Consider the following 16,172-nt stretch of genomic DNA (forward strand, 5'->3'; position numbering starts at 1 on the left):
TCACCGGCCGTGCCGGTCCACGCGCTGCCAGGGCCAGTCGGCGGCCAGCCAGGCGGCGACCGCGTCGGCCAGCGGCTCGTCGAGCCCGGCCCGGCTCGCGGTGACCCACGACCGCACCTGTGCGTCGTGGCCCTCGGACTTCGAGGGGTAGATGTAGACGCAGCCGATCACCTCGGCGGACCCCGGGTCGATGACCGTGAACGTGAAGCCCGTGCGCGCCTCGAAGTCGGCCGCGTGCCGCACCAGGTCCGCGAGGTTGTCCTCGGACGACATGCCGCCCTCCGGAGGCCAGCTGCCTCCCACGAAGCCGGTCGTGCCGCGCACGTGCTCGATGCTCGAGGTCCACGCTTCGAGGTCGGAGTCGTTGTGCTGCGGCCCGAGCGGCTCGAGCCGGAACTCGTCGGTCACCAGCTCCCGGGGTGGCTCGAAGTCCTCGGGGACGAACGGCTCGCTGCTCATGCCCCGACCGTAGCCCCGGGTACCGGCGCGGTGCTCTCCGTTTCCATCCCGCCACCTCCCATCCCTCCACCCCCCATCCCCCCGACGACCGGCCGGCCGCCCCCTTGCACCTGAGTCGCTGAGCGACTCACTGCCAAGGGAACGCCGCGTGCGGCACGGGTTCCGGCGGCACTTGCAGCTGAGTCCGTCAGCGACTCAGCTGCAAGTACGGGAGGTGGCCGGACGGAGCGGTGCGGGTGGGGTGTGGTCAGGAGCGGGCTGTGCGCCACGAAGGCACTCGACGCCTGTGGACGAGTGCGGGCTGTGGAGGAGGAACGCGGGGTTGTCGGTGGGGGTGGGTCGGATGGGCGTACGACGACGAGCACGACGAGGAGCAGGCATGACGATCTCGCTCACCCGGGTCGATCCCGCGGAGATGGCCGACTGGACCGAGGCCGAGGTGGACCACTACCTGATGGGTCCCTTCGACGGGGAGATCCCCGGGCTGGTGCGACGGATTCGGAGGATCCTCGACGTCTCACAGCGGGGGCTGGCCAAGATGCTCGGCATCTCGCAGTCGCAGGTGGCGCGGTGGGAGACGCGGCGCACGAGCCCGCGAGCCACGGTCCTGCTGGAGATGCTCAGACTGGCGGGGCTGCGGCTCAGCCTCCACGACCAGGAGACCGGGAAGGAGGTGGAGCCCATGCGGGACGACGGAGGTCGCGACCGGGCCAGGCGTCGCTACCCGGCGCACGTCGACCTCGAGGTCACGGGCTGGTGGGCCCCGCGCGACGCCATGATGACGGGGCAGGGCCCGTGGTGGCGGGGACGGTCACGGAAGTGGGAGGTGCCGTCGGTCCGCTACCACCACCGCAGGTGGAAGCGCATCCTTCGCGACGTCTACGGCACGCCGGTGGACCACCCTGCGCGGCACCAGCTGGTCGCCGAGGCGTTCCACCTCGATGAGCTGCGGGAGGAGCGCCGACTACGTGCGCACGCGATTCACCCACCGGGGACCACCCCCATCGCTGCCCATGGCCGGCTGGGCGCCTGACTTCGGTCAGACGTTGGCCCGCTCGGCGCCGATCGTCGTGTCGGGTCCGTGGCCGGTGTGCACGACCGTCTCGTCGGGGAGCTCGAGGAGCCGCGCACGGATCGACTCCTTGATCAGGTCGGCGTCGCTGAAGGACCGCCCCGTCGCGCCCGGCCCGCCCTCGAAGAGGGTGTCGCCGGTGAAGACGCAGCCCAGGTCGTGGACGTAGAGGCACACCGCGCCCGGCGCGTGGCCCGGCGTGTGGATCACCGTCACCGCGGCACCGCCGATCGTCAGGGACTGCCCGTCGCTCAGGTCGACGTCCCACAGCTCAGCGCCCTCCTCGTCCCCACCGTGCGTGAGCTCCCACAGCGGCCGGTCGTCGGGGTGCAGCAGGACCGGCGCCCCGGTCGCCACCCGCAGCGCCGGCGCGACGCGCACATGGTCGTCGTGGGCGTGCGTGCACACGATCGCCTTCACCGCCCGACCCGCCACGACCCCGAGGATCGCGTCGACGTCGTGAGGGGCGTCGATGACCAGGCACTGCTCGTCATCACCGATGACCCACACGTTGTTGTCGACGTCGTAGGTCTCCCCGTCGAGGCTGAACGTGCCCGAGACGACGGCGTGGTCCACGCGGAGCCCGGTCCTGGTGGACATCAGAAGACCACCACGCTGCGCAGCACGTCGCCCCCGTGCATCTTGTCGAACGCGGCCTCCACGTCCCCGATCCCGATCTCCTCGGTCACGAACGCGTCGAGGTCGAGCCGGCCCTGCTGGTAGAGGTCGACCAGCATCGGGAAGTCACGCGAGGGCAGGCAGTCGCCGTACCAGGACGACTTCAGCGAGCCGCCGCGGCCAAAAACGTCGATGAGCGGGATGTCGGGCACCTTCATGTCCGGGGTGGGTACGCCGACCAGCACCACCGTGCCGGCCAGGTCGCGGGCGTAGAACGCCTGCTTCCACGTCTCCGGGCGACCGACGGCGTCGATCACGACGTCGGCCCCACCCTCGTGCCCGGTGCCGTCCGGCGGCGGGGTCAGCGACCGGATCGCCTCGACCGCGTCGACCTCCGTCGAGTTCACCGTGTGGGTCGCGCCGAGCTTCTTCGCGGTCTCGAGCTTCCGGTCGTCGATGTCGACCGCGATGATCTTCGCGGCACCGGCCAGCGCGGCACCCGCGATCGCGGCCGCACCCACACCACCACAGCCGATCACCGCGACCGTCGAGCCGCGACCGACGTTGCCGGTGTTGATCGCCGCACCCAGGCCGGCCATCACGCCGCAACCCAGCAGGCCCACCGCGGCAGCACGCGCCGACGGGTCGACCTTCGTGCACTGCCCGGCCGCCACCAGCGTCTTCTCCGCGAACGCCCCGATGCCCAGCGCCGGAGACAGCTCCGTGCCAGCCATCTCCCCCTCAGCGAGCGTCATCTTCTGCGTCGCGTTGAAGGTCGCGAAGCAGTACCACGGCTCACCGCGGTCGCACGCCCGGCAGCTGCCGCACACCGCACGCCAGTTGAGCACCACGAAGTCGCCCGGCTCGAGCCCGGTCACGTCCGGGCCCACCGACTCGACGACACCCGCAGCCTCGTGGCCCAGCAGGAACGGGAAGTCGTCGTTGATCCCGCCCTCGCGGTAGTGCAGGTCGGTGTGGCACACCCCGCAGGCCTGCACCTGCACCACCGCCTCGCCCGGCCCGGGGTCGGGCACGTTGATCGTGGTGAGCTGCACCGGCTCGCCCTTGGCGAGCGCGACGACGGCCTTGACCTGCTGCATCGGTTCCTCCTGTGTTCTTCGCGTTGTCGCGAGCCAACCAATCCCGACCAAATAGTTGCAACCCCCGTGTCCGCGATCGCGTCCTCACTGCAGTTCGACGCAGAACAGAAGACGCAGAACAGACGTCAGACACACCACACGAAAGACGAACGGGGGTGAAGGGTGAGCACGACACTCGTCGACATGGGTGCGCAGGACCGCCGGGCCGACAAGGACGCCGAGTTCTCCGCCTACATGTCCGCGCGCCAGACCGCCCTGTACCGGACGGCGTACCTGCTCGTCGGCGACCACGCCGGCGCCGAGGACCTCCTCCAGAACGCCTTCGCCAAGCTCTACCTGTCGTGGGACAAGGTCCGCGACCACGGCGCCCTCGACGGCTACGTCCGCCGCGTCATGGTCAACGAGCACAACTCGCTGTGGCGCCGGGCGTGGAAGCGCCGCGAGCACTCCACCGACACGATGCCCGAGACCGGCACCCTCGACGAGTACGACGACGGGATGGGCGGCGTGCTCTGGTCGTTCGTCCAGACCCTGCCGCCCAAGCAGCGCTCGGTGATCGTGCTGCGCTACTACGAGCAGCTCAGCGAGGCCGAGATCGCCGACACCCTCGGGATCTCGGTCGGCACGGTCAAGTCGCAGGCCAGCCGCGCCCTCGCCGGGCTGCGCGCCCGCGCCCCCCAGTCTCTCAATCCGAGTGGGCTCCACCCCCGCGAGTCCGGAGACGAGGCACGATGAACACTCCCCTCGAGGACCAGGTCCACGACGGCCTCCACCGCCGCGTCGACCCCCTGCAGCACGCTCCCCTCAGCATCACCGACGTACGCCGCCGCGCCGGGCGCATCCAGCGCCGCCGACGCACGGTTGCCGGGTTGGCCGTCGCCGCGGTGCTCGCCATCGCGATCCCGATGGGGCTCTCGGCCACGGGGCCGGGCCAGCGCAGCGACGTACCGCCCGCGACGCAGACCCCGAGCCCGAGCCCGCAGGTGGCGTCGGGCACCATCAAGGTGGACGCACAGAGCGCCGAGGTGATCGAGGAGGCCCCCGTCCCGCTCCTGGACGTCGACGGTCCGACGCTGATCACCGCGGACGGCACCTACGACCTGCCGCACGACTTCTCCACCGTCACCCCCTACCTCGACGGCTGGGCCGGAGTGGCGGTCTACGACGAGGCTGACAAGTCCGGCGCCTTCATGGAGTTCCTGGGGCCCGACCTCCAGGTCGACGACGCCGGCGGCCCCACTGGTGGCCTCGTGGTGCGCCCGGACGGCGGCCGGATCGCCTGGTCGGAGTACGACGGCACCCAGTGGCAGGTCGTCGTCGCCGACCCCACCGGTGGTCAGGAGTGGGTCTACACGAGGTTCGCTCCCTCGGCGCAGGACGAGCCCGTGATCCCGCTCGGCTTCGTGTCCGACGACACCGTGGCCGTGCGGGCGACGTACAACATCGGCGACCCGAAGACCTTTGTCGCCGGCGGTGGCCAGCCCGTCGAGGTGTCGGGGCTCGTCCAGGCCGACGCCGCCTCGGCCGGCGTCGTGGCCGGGATCACCGAGATCCGGCCGGAGGGGACCTGCTTCGGTGTCGTGGACGCCGCCGGCAGCGGCGACCCCAGCTGGACCACCTGCGACCGCCGGCTCGGCCCCTTCAGCGCGACCGGGAGGTACGTCGTCGGCGCCCGCGCCGAGTCCGACGGGGACGGCACGCCGGACATCACGGTGCTCGACGCGGCGACCGGCAAGGAGGTCGTCACCTTCGAGGCGGCGCTCCCGCGTCGTACGGTCGGCGGGTTCTGGACGCAGATGACCTGGGTCGGCGACGAGGCGCTGGTGGCCCGGCTGTGGGTCGGCGACAAGTCCTACATGATGCGCCTCGGCCTCGACGGGTCCGTGCAGCGCATCGGCATCGCCAGCGCCGGCCTGTCCGGACTGGCGGTGGCGGTGCCCAGCTAGCTCCACCCCCGAAGATGCTGCCGCGACCCGAACATCTGCTTACAGTGGGTTTCGGTTGTGTGACACGGGGGAAAGGACACAGCATGCTGCCGCTCGAAGACAGGGAACTGCTGACCCAGACGATGGTCGGGCTCAACATCGACTCCGAGACGATCTCGTCCCTGATGGCGTCCTTCGACACGGCTGCCGAGGGGATGGAGAAGGACCAGGTCACCCCAGTGAGCAGTGCGTCGTTCGGTGACTCCTACACCGGCGGCTACCGCCTCGGCACCAACGTGGAGATGGCCCACAAGGCCGTCCGCGAGGAGCTGAAGAAGATGGCCGCGGGCATCCGGGGCATGTCCAGCTCCGTCGAGCTCTTCGGCAAGGACATGGAGCGCACGACCGAGCAGACCTCGGCGACGATGAACCTGATCCAGGCCTCCACCCAGTGCGTCGCTGCCCCCACCTTCGACCCGGGCAACACCTGTTCCCTTCCGACCGAGAGCCAGGACTGAGCCGTGACCAAGGGACCCAACCGACTCCGCCTCGACACCTACCTCGACGGTGCCACCGAGGGCGTCGTCACCAACGCAGGCCGGGACTGGAAGAAGAAGGCAGACGAGCTGCGCATCGTCGCCGAGGCATTCCAGCGGGCGGCCGGCCAGGCCGAGCTCCGCATCGGCGAGCAGACGCTCACGGGCCCGGCGCTCCGCGCCGGAATGGAGGAGTCGGCCACCTCGATGACGGCCAAGGCCGACCAGCTCCAGGCCGCCGGCGAGGCACTGCGCCAGGTCGGCCAGCAGCTCTCCGACACGCGCGACTCGCGCGACGGCTTCGAGGACATCGGCACCAAGCCGGCCCCCTACCAGGCACCCGCCGGCACCCCCGGCGTCGAGCCCACGCCCGAGGAGATCCAGGCCCAGGCCGACGCCTCGCAGGCCCGGTCCAACGAGCGCAGCGCCTGGCAGAGCCAGTACGACAAGCAGGAGGCCAAGTCCCTGGCGCTCACCAAGCAGATGGACGCCGCCTTCCTCGGCGCGATCCCGCCGATGAAGGAGATCCACGGCCAGGAGGACCCGACCGAGCCGCCGCCGAGCGTGCCCTCCGGTCCCGGCGGCCCCTATCTTCCCGGCACCCAGGCACCGCCCGCGACCGGTGGTGGCGGCAACGGTGGCGGCGGCAACCAGTTCGTCATCGACGGAGGTGGCAACGGGAACGGCAACGGGAACGGCAACGGGAACAACAACAACACCACCACGACCACCACCACGACGACCACGACCACCACCACGACGACGCCCACCACCACGACGCCCACCACGACGACTCCTGTCCACACCGAGCCGACGACGACGGTGATCGGCAGCTCGCAGAACGGCACGACCTACCAGCCCACCGGCTCGCAGGTCTCCGCGCCGATCTCGAGCGGCGGCGCGGGTGGCTCCGGGGGCGCGACGTCCGCGGCGACGTCCGCGGCGGCGTTCGGCGCGGCGGGCGGCGCCGGTGGCCTCGCGGCCGGTGCCGTGCGCCCCGGCGCGGTCCCGACCTCAGGCGTGCGCGGCGCGAGCCCGGTCAAGCCGATCGGCTCGACCGGCCGGGCCGGCAGCGCCGGCTCCCTGTCGCGCTCGGCGACCTCGGGCACCCCGGCCTCGCGCAGTGCCGGGTCGTCCCCCACCCGCGGCGCCTCCAGCGGCAGCACGTCCGGTCGCGGCTCTGCCGGCGGCCGCGGCGGCAGCAGCGGCGCTCGCGGTTCCTCCACGGGCTCGGGCAGCCGGTCCGGCAGCCGTGGCTCGAGCGGCGCCCGCGCCGGCGGCCAGGGCACGGCGGGCGGCCGCGGCGGCCGCAAGGGCGAGCGTGACGAGGCAGCAGATCGTGACAGCCTGGTCTACGACCAGGACTGGCTGGGCGACGACGACGTCGCACCCGGCGTCCTGGACTGAGGGGTTCCCCCAGCAGGAGTCGTGATGAAGGTCCCCGCTCTCGGGCGGGGATCTCGTCATTTTCGGCCGGCGCGGCCTCAGGCGACGACGGTCGTGATCGGCTGCGAGGAGTCGGCCGGCAGGTCCAGCAGCGACGGCGTACGTCCTCGGGCGACGAGCTCGGCCCCCAGCGCGGCCACCATGGCCCCGTTGTCGGTGCACAGGCCCGGTCGCGGCACCCGGACCCGGATGCCCTTCGCAGTCGCGCGCTCCTCGGCCATCGCCCGCAGGCGGCTGTTCGCGGCCACGCCACCGCCGATCAGGATGTCCTCGATGCCCCGGCTCGAGGCGGCGTCGATCGCCTTGCGGGTGAGCACGTCGCACACCGCCTCCTGGAACGACGCGGCGACGTCGTTGACGTCGATCGAGGCACCCTCGCGCTGCTGGGCCTCGACCCACCGCGCCACCGCGGTCTTGAGCCCGGAGAAGGAGAAGTCGAAGCGGTGCCGCTCGAGGTCGCGACGGCTCGACAGACCCCGCGGGAAGTCGATCGCGACGCTGTTGCCGCTGCGGGCGGCCTTGTCGATGTGCGGGCCGCCGGGGAACGGGAGCCCGAGCAGCCGGGCGACCTTGTCGAAGGCCTCCCCCGCCGCGTCGTCGATGGTCGAGCCCATCGGCTCGACGCCGACGGTCACGTCGGTCACCTCGAGCAGGCTGGAGTGGCCGCCGGAGACGAGCATCGCCAGGCAGGGCTCCGGCAGGGGCCCGTGCTCGAGCTGGTCGACGGCGACGTGGGCGGCGAGGTGGTTCACGCCGTAGATCGGCTTGCCGAGGCCGAGGGCGAGCGCCTTCGCGCTGGCCACGCCCACCAGCAGGGCGCCGGCGAGGCCCGGCCCGCTGGTGACAGCGATCGCGTCGACGTCGCTCAGCGCGATGCCGGCCGTCTCGGCGGCCCGCTCGATCGTGGGCACCATGGCCTCGAGGTGGGCGCGGCTGGCGACCTCGGGCACGACACCGCCGAAGCGAGCGTGCTCCTCCACGCTGCTGGCGACCGTGTCGGCCAGCAGCGTGTGGCCCCGGACGATGCCGACACCGGTCTCGTCGCAGGACGTCTCGATGCCGAGGACGAGCGGCTCGTCAGTCATGGGCCGTCGCGGACTGGGCGCGCGCGGCGCCCGGCAGCCAGCGGCACATCACCAGTGCCTCCGAGCCGTCGCGGTAGTAGTGGGGCCGGACGTCGATCACGCTGAACTGGCGGGCGACGTAGAAGCCGAGCGCCTCGGCGTTGCGCACGCTCACCTCGAGAAGCATCCGCGAGGCACCCTCGGTGTCGACCAGCGCCTCCTCGAGCAGCCGGGAGGCGATGCCGGTGCGGCGCGACTCGGGGCGTACGGCGATGCGCAGCAGGTCGACGATGTCGCCGGCGGTCATCGTCACGGCGTAGCCGGACAGGTCCTCGGCGACCAGGAAGCGACGTCCCAGGCCCTCGATCTCCTGGCGGATCAGCGCCTCGCTCCACGCGTCGACCCCGAAGAGCTCCTGCTCGAGCGCGGTGAGGGCCGGGAGGTCGGTCAGGGTGGCCAGACGGATCACGAGACGGGCTTTCTGGGTGCGCCGGCGACCGCGTCGGGCCGCCGGAGGTACAGGGGTTCGGGGTCGAGCAGCTCCACCAGCTCGGCGCTGACGCCGTGCGCCATCCAGCCGGCGCTGGGCCGGTCAGGGGTGATCGCGTGGGGGAACGCCTCAGGGTAGAGGCCGGGTCCGGCACCGGCCACTTCGGCGGTGGTCGCGACCTCCGCCGGCTTGGTGACGACCGGGCCCTCGAGGCGCGCCCCGTCGACGTCGTACGACGCGAGGTAGACCTCCTTGCGCCGGGCATCGGTGGCGACCAGGAAGCTGCCGGACGCGGCGCCGGTGCCGACCGCCTCGAGCGCGACGGCGTCGAGGGAGCACACGCCGTAGACCGGGATCTCGAGCACGAAGCCGAGGGTGCGGGCCGTGACGACGCCGACGCGCAGGCCGGTGAACGGGCCGGGACCGACGCCGACGGCGATCGCGGTCAGGTCCTGCCGGACGATCCCGGCGTCGTCGAGGGCGCGGGCGATCAGCGGCGCGAGGTGCTCCCCGTGCTTCATCGGCTGCTCGGAGGAGTGCTCGACCACGACGCGGTCACCGTCGTGGAGCGCGACGCTGACCAGCGGGGTGGCGGTGTCGAAGGCGAGGAACACGGCGACGAGGTTACTTCCCGATGACCCAGCGCAGGGACACCCGCCGCGGGTCGAGCTCACCCTCGGCCGGCGCGTCGCCGACGGTGCGCTCGATGACCACCTCGAGGCGGGCCTCGGCCAGTCCCTCGGCGAGACCGGCTCCCCACTCGACCACCGTGACCGCGGAGTCGAGCGAGGTGTCGAGGTCGAGGTCGTCGAGCTCGTCGAGGCCGCCGAGCCGGTAGGCGTCGACGTGCACGAGGTCGGGGCCCTCGACCAGCGACGGGTGGACCCGCGCGATGACGAAGGTCGGCGAGGTGACGCCCCCGCGCACCTGCATGCCCTCGCCCAGGCCCTGGGTGAACGTGGTCTTGCCGGCACCCAGCTCACCGGTGAGGACGACGAGGTCGCCCGCGACCAGGCTGGTGCCGACGCGCTCCCCCAGCCTGCGCATGGTGTCGGCGTCGGGGGTGTCGAAGGTCGTTCCGAGCCACAGCGCGAGCTCGACGTAGGGGCTGGACCGGCCGGTCACCACGAACCCGTGCCGCTCCCAGAAGCCGACGGTCTCGGGCAGCTCCTCGCGTGCGACGACCCTCACCGCGGACCGACCGGTGGCGGCCTCCACGGCCGCCTCGACCAGGTCGGTCGCGACGCCCTGGCCCTGGGCAGCCGGGGTGACGCCGAAGCGGCGCAGCACGATCCCGTCCGGGCCGACGTCGAGGATCGCGCACCCGACCGGCACTCCGTCGAGCGTGGCGACCAGGCCGCCGCGCACGGACAGCATCCGGGCGATCGAGGCCTCGTCCTCGCCCAGGGCGTCGGCCGGCGGGTCCAGCGGCGGGCGCGCGCCGAAGGCCTCCCGCACCACCGCGAGGACCTCGGCGGCCGCCTCCGGACCGACCCGGCGTACGACGACGGTCACGGCCGGGCCTGTCCCTGGGCCAGCGAGAGCAGGTCGTCGAGCTCCGCGGTGACCTCCTTGTGCCGCTCCAGCAGCACCATGTGGCCCGCGCCCTCGCACTCGAGCAGGCTCGAGCCGGGGATCCGGCTGTGCAGCTTGCGGCTGTGGCCGACCGAGGTGATCTTGTCCTCGGTGCCGCAGATGACCGACGTGGGCACCCGGCTCAGCGGCTCGAGGTGCTCGAACTTGTCGAGCGTCGCGAAGGCCGGGTAGAAGTCCGCGACGACTGCGAACGGCGTCGAGTTCAGCATCGAGTAGACGAACTCGACCATGCTGGCCGGTACGTCGTCGCCGAAGGCGTAGCGGTCGGTGAAGACGTCAGCGACGGCGTGGCCCCACTTGCGCGCCTGGTCGACGACGAGGTGGCCGATGTCGAGCGTGCGCACGGCCCGGCCGACGAACCGGCCGCCGAGACCGAGGGGCAGCATCGGGAACAGGATGCGACCCGGGTCGAGCCCACCCGCGGTGGTGGACATGAGCGCCGCGCCGACCACCTTGTCGCCGAAGAGCTCGGGGTGCTGCTCGGCCAGCGAGATGACGCTCATCCCGCCCATCGAGTGCCCGACGACGACGCAGCGGCCGGGGACGGTGTCCTCGATGACGCGTCGCAGGTCGTGCCCCAGCTGCTCGATCGTGCAGTGGTCCTCGTCGGAGCGCGCCGAACGCCCGTGGCTGCGCTGGTCGTAGAAGACGGTGCGGACCTGGCCGCGGTAGGCGGCGCGCTGGAAGTGCCAGCAGTCCAGGTTGAGCGAGTAGCCGTGCACGAAGACGACGGTCAGGTCGTCCTCGGTCGAGGCCCGGCCGCCGAAGTCGGCGGGCTCGTCGATCTCGACGTGGAGGTCGACCGCGTCGTCGGCCACCACCACGCGCGGCGCGCTGTGCAGCTCACCGAACGCGACGTCCTCGCCGGCGGCGCGGTTGCCGATGATCCGGTTCTGGCGGGCGATGCCGACCGCGCCGGCGGCGGCAGCCAGGCCGGCTGCGCCCACGACGGTGCCGAAGATGCGGCCCTTGATGCTCAACGGGTGGTCCCTTCCGTCTCGTCCGCGGTCTCCCCGACGGCGTCGCTGTCGACGTGGCGTCGGACCAGCCGGCCGCCGAGGCGCGTGACGATCTCGTAGCTGATGGTGCCGACCGCTTCGGCCCAGTCCTGCGCGGTGGGCTCGCCCAGGTCGCCGGGGCCGAACAGGACTACCTCGGTGCCGGCAGGCGGCAGCTCTCCGTGCAGGTCGACGACGAGCTGGTCCATGCACACCCGGCCGCGGATCGGGCGCAGCGAGTCCTCGACCCAGACCGACGCGGTGTTGCCCGCGGCGCGCGGGATCCCCTCGCCGTAGCCGGCCGGCACCACGCCGACCGTCGTGTCGCGGTCGGCGACCCAGGTGTGGCCGTAGGAGACGCCGTCGCCGGCGTGGATCGTCTTGCTCATCACCAGCCGCGCACGCACGGTCATCGCCGGCCGGAGGCCGATGCCCGGGCTGACGCCGGGCGCTGGGTCGAGGCCGTACGACGCGATGCCGCAGCGGACCAGGTCGAAGTGCGACGACGGGCGCAGGATCGCCGCCGCCGAGTTGGCGAGGTGGGTCACCTCGGGGTCGAGGCCCGCGTCCTCCGCGAGCCGGAGCGCCTCGCGGAAGGCCGCCTCCTGGGCGTCGTTGGCCGGGTGCGCGGGCTCGTCGCTGGCCGCGAAGTGCGACCAGATGCCGCTGACCCGCACGCGGCCCGCCGCCCCGTGGGCGGCCGCGGCGGCGAACAGCGCCTCCCAGTCCGCGCGGGCCGCGCCACCACGGGAGAGCCCGGTGTCGACCTTGAGCTGGACGCGCGCACCGCCGATCGCCGCGACCTCGTCGAGCTCGGCGACGGTGTAGGCGGTGACCTCCACCCCCGCCGCAACGGCGCCGGCGAAGTCGTCGCCAGGGGCGCTGAGCCAGCACAGCAGCGGGCCGCGGTCGCCGGCCGCGCGCAGCGCCAGCGCCTCGTCGATCGTGGCGACGCCGAGCCAGTCGGCACCGGCCTCGCGCGCGGCGGCGGCCGACTCGACCATGCCGTGGCCGTAGCCGTCGGCCTTGACGACCGTCATCAGCTGGACCGGCCCGTCGGCGGACACCAGGTCCTTCAGGATCCGCACGTTGTGGCGGATGGCGGCGACGTCGACGACGATCTCGGCGCGGTGCGGCACGGGATCGGGCATGGGAACGATCATCCCAAAAGCCCTGACTCGGGGGGAGACAGCGTCTCGCGCACCACCCGTGGGATGTGGACGGCGACCCGGCTCGCGGTCAGCGGACCACCGTCCGCGGCCTCGGTGGCCGCGGCGCCGTGCAGCCACGACCCGACCGACGCCGCGTCGAGGGGCTCGAGGCCCGCGGCGAGCAGCGCGCCGACCAGCCCGGCCAGCACGTCTCCGGCCCCTGCTGTCGCCAGCCAGGGCACCCCGGTCGTGGTCACCCGGACCCGGCCGCCCGGGTCGGCGACGAGCGTGTGGTGGCCCTTGAGCAGCACCACGCAGTCCCACCGGCGCGCGGCGACCCGGGCGTGCTCCAGCGGCTGCGCCTCGACCTCCTCGCGCGCCACGTCGAGCATCGCCGCCAGCTCACCGGCGTGCGGCGTCAGCACGCAGCCGGGCAACGGCCCGTCGACGTGGCGCAGTGCGTCGGCGTCCACCACCACGGGTACGCCGTCGGCGCGGGCGTCGGCCAGCATCGCAGCCGCGTCGTCGCCGCCTCCCGGTCCCACGACCCAGGCCTGCACGCGACCGGCACCCACGACCTCGGGGTGCGCGGCACGCACCCGGTCGGCGACGGCGGCAGGGCCGACGTACCTCACCATGCCGACGAGGCCGGCGTTGGCGCCGGCGACGGCGAGCAGTGCCGCGCCGGGGTAGGTCGCCGAGCCGGCGCGGACGCCGACGACGCCGCGGGTGTACTTCTGCGCGTCCCACCCGGGCCGCGGCAGGAGCGCGCGGACGTCGTCGGTCTGAAGCGCCTCGACCGCCGCCTCGGGCAGGTCGAGCCCGATGTCGACGAGGTGCAGCGCGCCGCTGGCGGCCGACGCGGGATCGACGAGGTGGGCGACCTTGTGGGTGCCGAACGTGACGGTGAGGTCGGCACGCACGTGCGGCCCGTCGACCTCGCCGGTGTCGACGCCGACCCCGGACGGCACGTCGACGGCCACCACCGGCACCCCCTCGAAGCGGGCCAGGGCGGCGACGGCGTCGGGGCGCAGCCCAGGACGGCCGCCGATGCCGACGATGCCGTCGACCAGCACGTCGGGCGTCGTCGAGAGCTCGTCGAGGTCGCGGGTCGCCCAGCCTCCGGCCGCGTGCAGGGCCGTCAGGCCGTCCGCGCGGACCTGCTCGGAGAGCAGCAGGGCCTCGACGCGGGCGCCGCGCGCGGCCAGCCGGGCACCGGCCCATAGCGCGTCGCCACCGTTGTCACCGGCGCCGACGAGCAGCAGCACCCGGCTGCCGTACGCACCGCCGAGCAGGTCGATGACGGCGGTCGCCAGTCCGGCGGCGGCGCGCTGCATCAACGTGCCCTCGGGCACGGCCGCCATCGCGGCCTCCTCGGCGCGGCGTACCTGCTCGACGGTGTGGGCGCGCAGCACGGCCCTCAGCCCTCCAGGACGACCACGGCGGAGGCGATGCCGGCGTCGTGGGAGAGCGAGACGTGGACGTGGGCGACGCCCATGGCCTCGGCCTGCGCCGCCACGGTGCCCCGGATCTCGAAGCGCGGCCGGCCGGTCTCCTCGGAGACGATCTCGGCGTCGTGCCAGTGCATCCCGGTCGGTGCGCCGAGCGCCTTGGCGATCGCCTCCTTGGCCGCGAACCGGGCGGCGAGCGAGGCCGGCGGGCGGCTGGCCTCGGAGTCCGTGAACAGCCGCCCCCGCAGGGACGGCGTGCGCTCGAGGGACTGCACGAAGCGGTCGATGTCGACCACGTCGATGCCGACGCCGATGACCGGCATGCCCCACTCCTTTCCGGGGTCCCCGCGAGAAGGCAAGCGAAGCGCGTTCTCGCGGGGTGGGTTCCCTACTCGACCGTGACGGACTTGGCGAGGTTGCGCGGCTGGTCCACGTCGTGGCCCAGTTGCGAGGCCAGCTCGCACGCGAACAGCTGGAGAGGTACGACGGCGACGAGGGGCTGGAGCAGCACCGGCACCTTCGGCAGCGTGAACAGCACGTCGGCGTAGGGCTCGATCGTGGTGTCGCCCTCCTCGGCCAGGCAGAGGGTGCGGGCACCGCGGGCGCGCACCTCCTGGATGCCGCTGAGCATCTTGTCGTGTAGCTGGTCGCGGCCGCGCGGCGGCACCACGCACAGGATCGGCAGGCCCTCCTCGACGAGCGCGATCGGGCCGTGCTTGAGCTCACCGGCCGCGAAGCCCTCCGCGTGGAGGTAGGCGATCTCCTTGAGCTTGAGCGCGCCCTCGAGGGCGACGGGGTAGCCGGCGTGGCGGCCCAGGAAGAGCACCGAGCGACTGTCGACGTGGTCGCGCGCGAGGGCGTACACCTCCTCGGACTTCGCGAGCACCGTCTCGATGTGGTCCGGCATGTGGTCGAGCTGGTCCATCACCTCGGCGATCTCGTCGCCGTAGCGGGTGCCCTTGACCTGCGCGAGGTAGAGCGCGAGGAGGTAGCAGGCGACGAGCTGGGTGAGGAAGCCCTTGGTCGAGGCGACCCCGATCTCCGGGCCGGCGTGGGTGTAGATGACGCCGTCGGACTCGCGCGGGATCGTCGAGCCGTTGGTGTTGCAGATGGCCAGCACCTTCGAGCGCTGCACGCGCGCGTGGCGGATCGCCTGCAGGGTGTCGGCGGTCTCGCCCGACTGGCTGATGGCGACGACCAGCGTGGAGGACGTGAGGATCGGGTCGCGGTAGCGGAACTCGCTCGCGAGCTCGACCTCGACCGGGATCCGGCACCAGTGCTCGATGGCGTACTTGGCGACCATGCCGGCGTAGAAGGACGTGCCGGCCGCGATGATGATGATCTTGTCGATGTCGCGGAGGTCCTGGTCGGACAGGCGCATCTCGTCGAGCTGGAGCAGTCCGTCGGTGCTCCGGCGGCCGAGCAGCGAGTCGGCGACGGCGCGCGGCTGCTCGAAGATCTCCTTGCGCATGAACCAGTCGTGGCCGTCCTTCTCGGCGGCCGACAGGTCCCAGTCGACGTGGTAGCGGGTGCCCTCGGCCGGGGTGCCGTCGAAGCCCGACACGCTCACGCCCTCGCGGGTGATGGTGACGACCTGGTCCTGGCCCAGCTCCATCGCCTCGCGGGTGTGCTCGATGAAGGCCGCGACGTCGGAGCCGAGGAAGTTCTCGCCCTCGCCGAGACCCACCACCAGCGGGCTGTTGCGGCGGGCAGCAACGACGCGGTCGGGGTCCTGGGCGTCGACCGCGACGAGGGTGAAGGCGCCCTCGAGGCCGCGGCAGACGTTCTGCATCGCCACCGTGAGGTCGACGCCGGTCTCGAGCTGCTCCTCGAGCAGGTGCGCGGCCACCTCGGTGTCGGTGTCGGAGGCCATCTCCACGCCCTCGGCCTCGAGCCGGGCACGCAGCTCGGCGAAGTTCTCGATGATGCCGTTGTGGACCAGCGCGACGCGGCGGGCACGGCCGACGTGCGGGTGGGCGTTGCGGTCGGTGGGCGCGCCGTGGGTGGCCCAGCGGGTGTGCCCGATGCCGGTGGTGACGGGCGGCAGCGGTGAGTCGGCGATCGCCTTCTCGAGGTTGGCGAGCTTGCCCGCACGCTTGTCGCTGACGATCGTGCCGTCGTCGATCAGGGCGATCCCGGCGGAGTCGTAGCCGCGGTACTCCAGTCTCCGCAGGCCCTCGATGACCACGCCTTCGGCAGGCTTCGCACCCACGTATCCCACGATTCCGCACATGGCCGAGGAGTCTATCGGCAGGCCGCTGCACGG

The 16,172-nt window shown here is 72.7% G+C and carries 17 protein-coding genes; 5 read left to right on the plus strand and 12 right to left on the minus strand.

Going from position 1 to position 16,172, the window contains the following annotated elements; genetic code table 11:
• Positions 1 to 459 carry a hypothetical protein gene (locus J2X46_RS03365; protein WP_310246864.1) on the minus strand — a complete coding sequence of 153 codons (459 nt, stop codon included), beginning with the start codon at positions 457 to 459 and terminating at the stop codon, positions 1 to 3.
• Positions 460 to 838: 379 nt separating this feature from the next.
• Here J2X46_RS03365 and J2X46_RS03370 point away from each other — a divergent pair, with 379 nt between their 5' ends.
• Positions 839 to 1,492 (plus strand): helix-turn-helix transcriptional regulator, encoded by a 654-nt coding sequence (locus J2X46_RS03370; RefSeq protein ID WP_310246867.1) that lies wholly within the window; start codon positions 839 to 841, stop codon positions 1,490 to 1,492.
• A gap of 6 nt (positions 1,493 to 1,498) precedes the next feature.
• Here the strand turns inward: J2X46_RS03370 and J2X46_RS03375 are convergent, their stop codons facing one another.
• Both J2X46_RS03375 and J2X46_RS03380 read right to left on the minus strand, forming a co-directional pair.
• Positions 1,499 to 2,131, minus strand: coding sequence for an MBL fold metallo-hydrolase (locus tag J2X46_RS03375; RefSeq protein WP_310246870.1), 633 nt, complete (start codon positions 2,129 to 2,131; stop codon positions 1,499 to 1,501).
• Complete coding sequence (locus tag J2X46_RS03380; protein WP_310246873.1) at positions 2,131 to 3,249, minus strand: S-(hydroxymethyl)mycothiol dehydrogenase; 1,119 nt, start codon at positions 3,247 to 3,249, stop codon at positions 2,131 to 2,133. Before J2X46_RS03380 ends, J2X46_RS03375 begins: the two co-directional genes overlap by 1 nt.
• A 162-nt stretch (positions 3,250 to 3,411) precedes the next feature.
• Here J2X46_RS03380 and J2X46_RS03385 point away from each other — a divergent pair, with 162 nt between their 5' ends.
• The 4 genes from J2X46_RS03385 (at position 3,412) to J2X46_RS03400 (ending at position 7,117) form a co-directional block, all read left to right on the plus strand.
• Positions 3,412 to 3,984: a SigE family RNA polymerase sigma factor gene (locus tag J2X46_RS03385; RefSeq protein ID WP_310246875.1), complete on the plus strand. Its 573-nt coding sequence runs from the start codon at positions 3,412 to 3,414 to the stop codon at positions 3,982 to 3,984.
• A complete protein-coding gene (locus J2X46_RS03390; RefSeq protein ID WP_310246877.1) occupies positions 3,981 to 5,195 on the plus strand; it encodes a hypothetical protein in 1,215 nt (404 codons plus the stop codon). Before J2X46_RS03385 ends, J2X46_RS03390 begins: the two co-directional genes overlap by 4 nt.
• 83 nt (positions 5,196 to 5,278) lie before the next feature.
• Entirely contained in the window at positions 5,279 to 5,692 is a 414-nt protein-coding gene (locus J2X46_RS03395; RefSeq protein WP_310246879.1) for a hypothetical protein, read from the plus strand.
• 3 nt (positions 5,693 to 5,695) lie between these two features.
• On the plus strand, positions 5,696 to 7,117 hold the full coding sequence (locus J2X46_RS03400; protein ID WP_310246882.1) for a hypothetical protein: 1,422 nt from the start codon (positions 5,696 to 5,698) through the stop codon (positions 7,115 to 7,117).
• A gap of 77 nt (positions 7,118 to 7,194) precedes the next feature.
• Here J2X46_RS03400 and tsaD read toward each other — a convergent pair whose 3' ends face one another.
• The 9 genes from tsaD to glmS form a co-directional block, all read right to left on the minus strand.
• The gene (gene tsaD / locus J2X46_RS03405) at positions 7,195 to 8,241 is read right to left on the minus strand and encodes a tRNA (adenosine(37)-N6)-threonylcarbamoyltransferase complex transferase subunit TsaD (protein ID WP_310246884.1); all 1,047 of its coding nucleotides are present in this window, start codon (positions 8,239 to 8,241) and stop codon (positions 7,195 to 7,197) included.
• Positions 8,234 to 8,689 (minus strand): GNAT family N-acetyltransferase, encoded by a 456-nt coding sequence (locus J2X46_RS03410; protein WP_310246886.1) that lies wholly within the window; start codon positions 8,687 to 8,689, stop codon positions 8,234 to 8,236. The genes tsaD and J2X46_RS03410 overlap by 8 nt, the downstream gene beginning before the upstream one ends.
• On the minus strand, positions 8,686 to 9,324 hold the full coding sequence (tsaB, locus tag J2X46_RS03415) for a tRNA (adenosine(37)-N6)-threonylcarbamoyltransferase complex dimerization subunit type 1 TsaB (protein ID WP_310246888.1): 639 nt from the start codon (positions 9,322 to 9,324) through the stop codon (positions 8,686 to 8,688). The genes J2X46_RS03410 and tsaB overlap by 4 nt, the downstream gene beginning before the upstream one ends.
• A 10-nt stretch (positions 9,325 to 9,334) precedes the next feature.
• Positions 9,335 to 10,225, minus strand: a complete 891-nt coding sequence (gene tsaE, locus J2X46_RS03420; protein ID WP_310246890.1) for a tRNA (adenosine(37)-N6)-threonylcarbamoyltransferase complex ATPase subunit type 1 TsaE — start codon at positions 10,223 to 10,225, stop codon at positions 9,335 to 9,337.
• A complete protein-coding gene (locus J2X46_RS03425; RefSeq protein ID WP_310246892.1) occupies positions 10,222 to 11,286 on the minus strand; it encodes an alpha/beta hydrolase in 1,065 nt (354 codons plus the stop codon). Before J2X46_RS03425 ends, tsaE begins: the two co-directional genes overlap by 4 nt.
• Entirely contained in the window at positions 11,283 to 12,455 is a 1,173-nt protein-coding gene (gene alr / locus J2X46_RS03430) for an alanine racemase (RefSeq protein WP_310246894.1), read from the minus strand. Before alr ends, J2X46_RS03425 begins: the two co-directional genes overlap by 4 nt.
• An 8-nt stretch (positions 12,456 to 12,463) precedes the next feature.
• Positions 12,464 to 13,870, minus strand: coding sequence for an NAD(P)H-hydrate epimerase (locus J2X46_RS03435; protein WP_310246897.1), 1,407 nt, complete (start codon positions 13,868 to 13,870; stop codon positions 12,464 to 12,466).
• 5 nt (positions 13,871 to 13,875) lie between these two features.
• Complete coding sequence (locus tag J2X46_RS03440) at positions 13,876 to 14,229, minus strand: holo-ACP synthase (protein ID WP_310246900.1); 354 nt, start codon at positions 14,227 to 14,229, stop codon at positions 13,876 to 13,878.
• 65 nt (positions 14,230 to 14,294) lie between these two features.
• Complete coding sequence (gene glmS / locus J2X46_RS03445; RefSeq protein ID WP_310246902.1) at positions 14,295 to 16,139, minus strand: glutamine--fructose-6-phosphate transaminase (isomerizing); 1,845 nt, start codon at positions 16,137 to 16,139, stop codon at positions 14,295 to 14,297.
• Positions 16,140 to 16,172: the final 33 nt, after the last annotated feature.

Source organism: Nocardioides sp. BE266, assembly GCF_031457855.1.
GTDB lineage: Bacteria > Actinomycetota > Actinomycetes > Propionibacteriales > Nocardioidaceae > Nocardioides.

Excerpts from the sequence above, each read along its gene's own strand:
- tsaD (WP_310246884.1), bottom strand. The coding sequence starts at position 8,241 with ATGACTGACGAGCCGCTCGTCCTCGGCATCGAGACGTCCTGCGACGAG.
- J2X46_RS03380 (WP_310246873.1), bottom strand. The coding sequence starts at position 3,249 with ATGCAGCAGGTCAAGGCCGTCGTCGCGCTCGCCAAGGGCGAGCCGGTG.
- J2X46_RS03375 (WP_310246870.1), bottom strand. The coding sequence starts at position 2,131 with ATGTCCACCAGGACCGGGCTCCGCGTGGACCACGCCGTCGTCTCGGGC.
- alr (WP_310246894.1), bottom strand. The coding sequence starts at position 12,455 with ATGCCCGATCCCGTGCCGCACCGCGCCGAGATCGTCGTCGACGTCGCC.
- glmS (WP_310246902.1), bottom strand. The coding sequence starts at position 16,139 with ATGTGCGGAATCGTGGGATACGTGGGTGCGAAGCCTGCCGAAGGCGTG.
- J2X46_RS03390 (WP_310246877.1), top strand. The coding sequence starts at position 3,981 with ATGAACACTCCCCTCGAGGACCAGGTCCACGACGGCCTCCACCGCCGC.
- J2X46_RS03395 (WP_310246879.1), top strand. The coding sequence starts at position 5,279 with ATGCTGCCGCTCGAAGACAGGGAACTGCTGACCCAGACGATGGTCGGG.
- J2X46_RS03370 (WP_310246867.1), top strand. The coding sequence starts at position 839 with ATGACGATCTCGCTCACCCGGGTCGATCCCGCGGAGATGGCCGACTGG.
- J2X46_RS03365 (WP_310246864.1), bottom strand. The coding sequence starts at position 459 with ATGAGCAGCGAGCCGTTCGTCCCCGAGGACTTCGAGCCACCCCGGGAG.
- J2X46_RS03440 (WP_310246900.1), bottom strand. The coding sequence starts at position 14,229 with ATGCCGGTCATCGGCGTCGGCATCGACGTGGTCGACATCGACCGCTTC.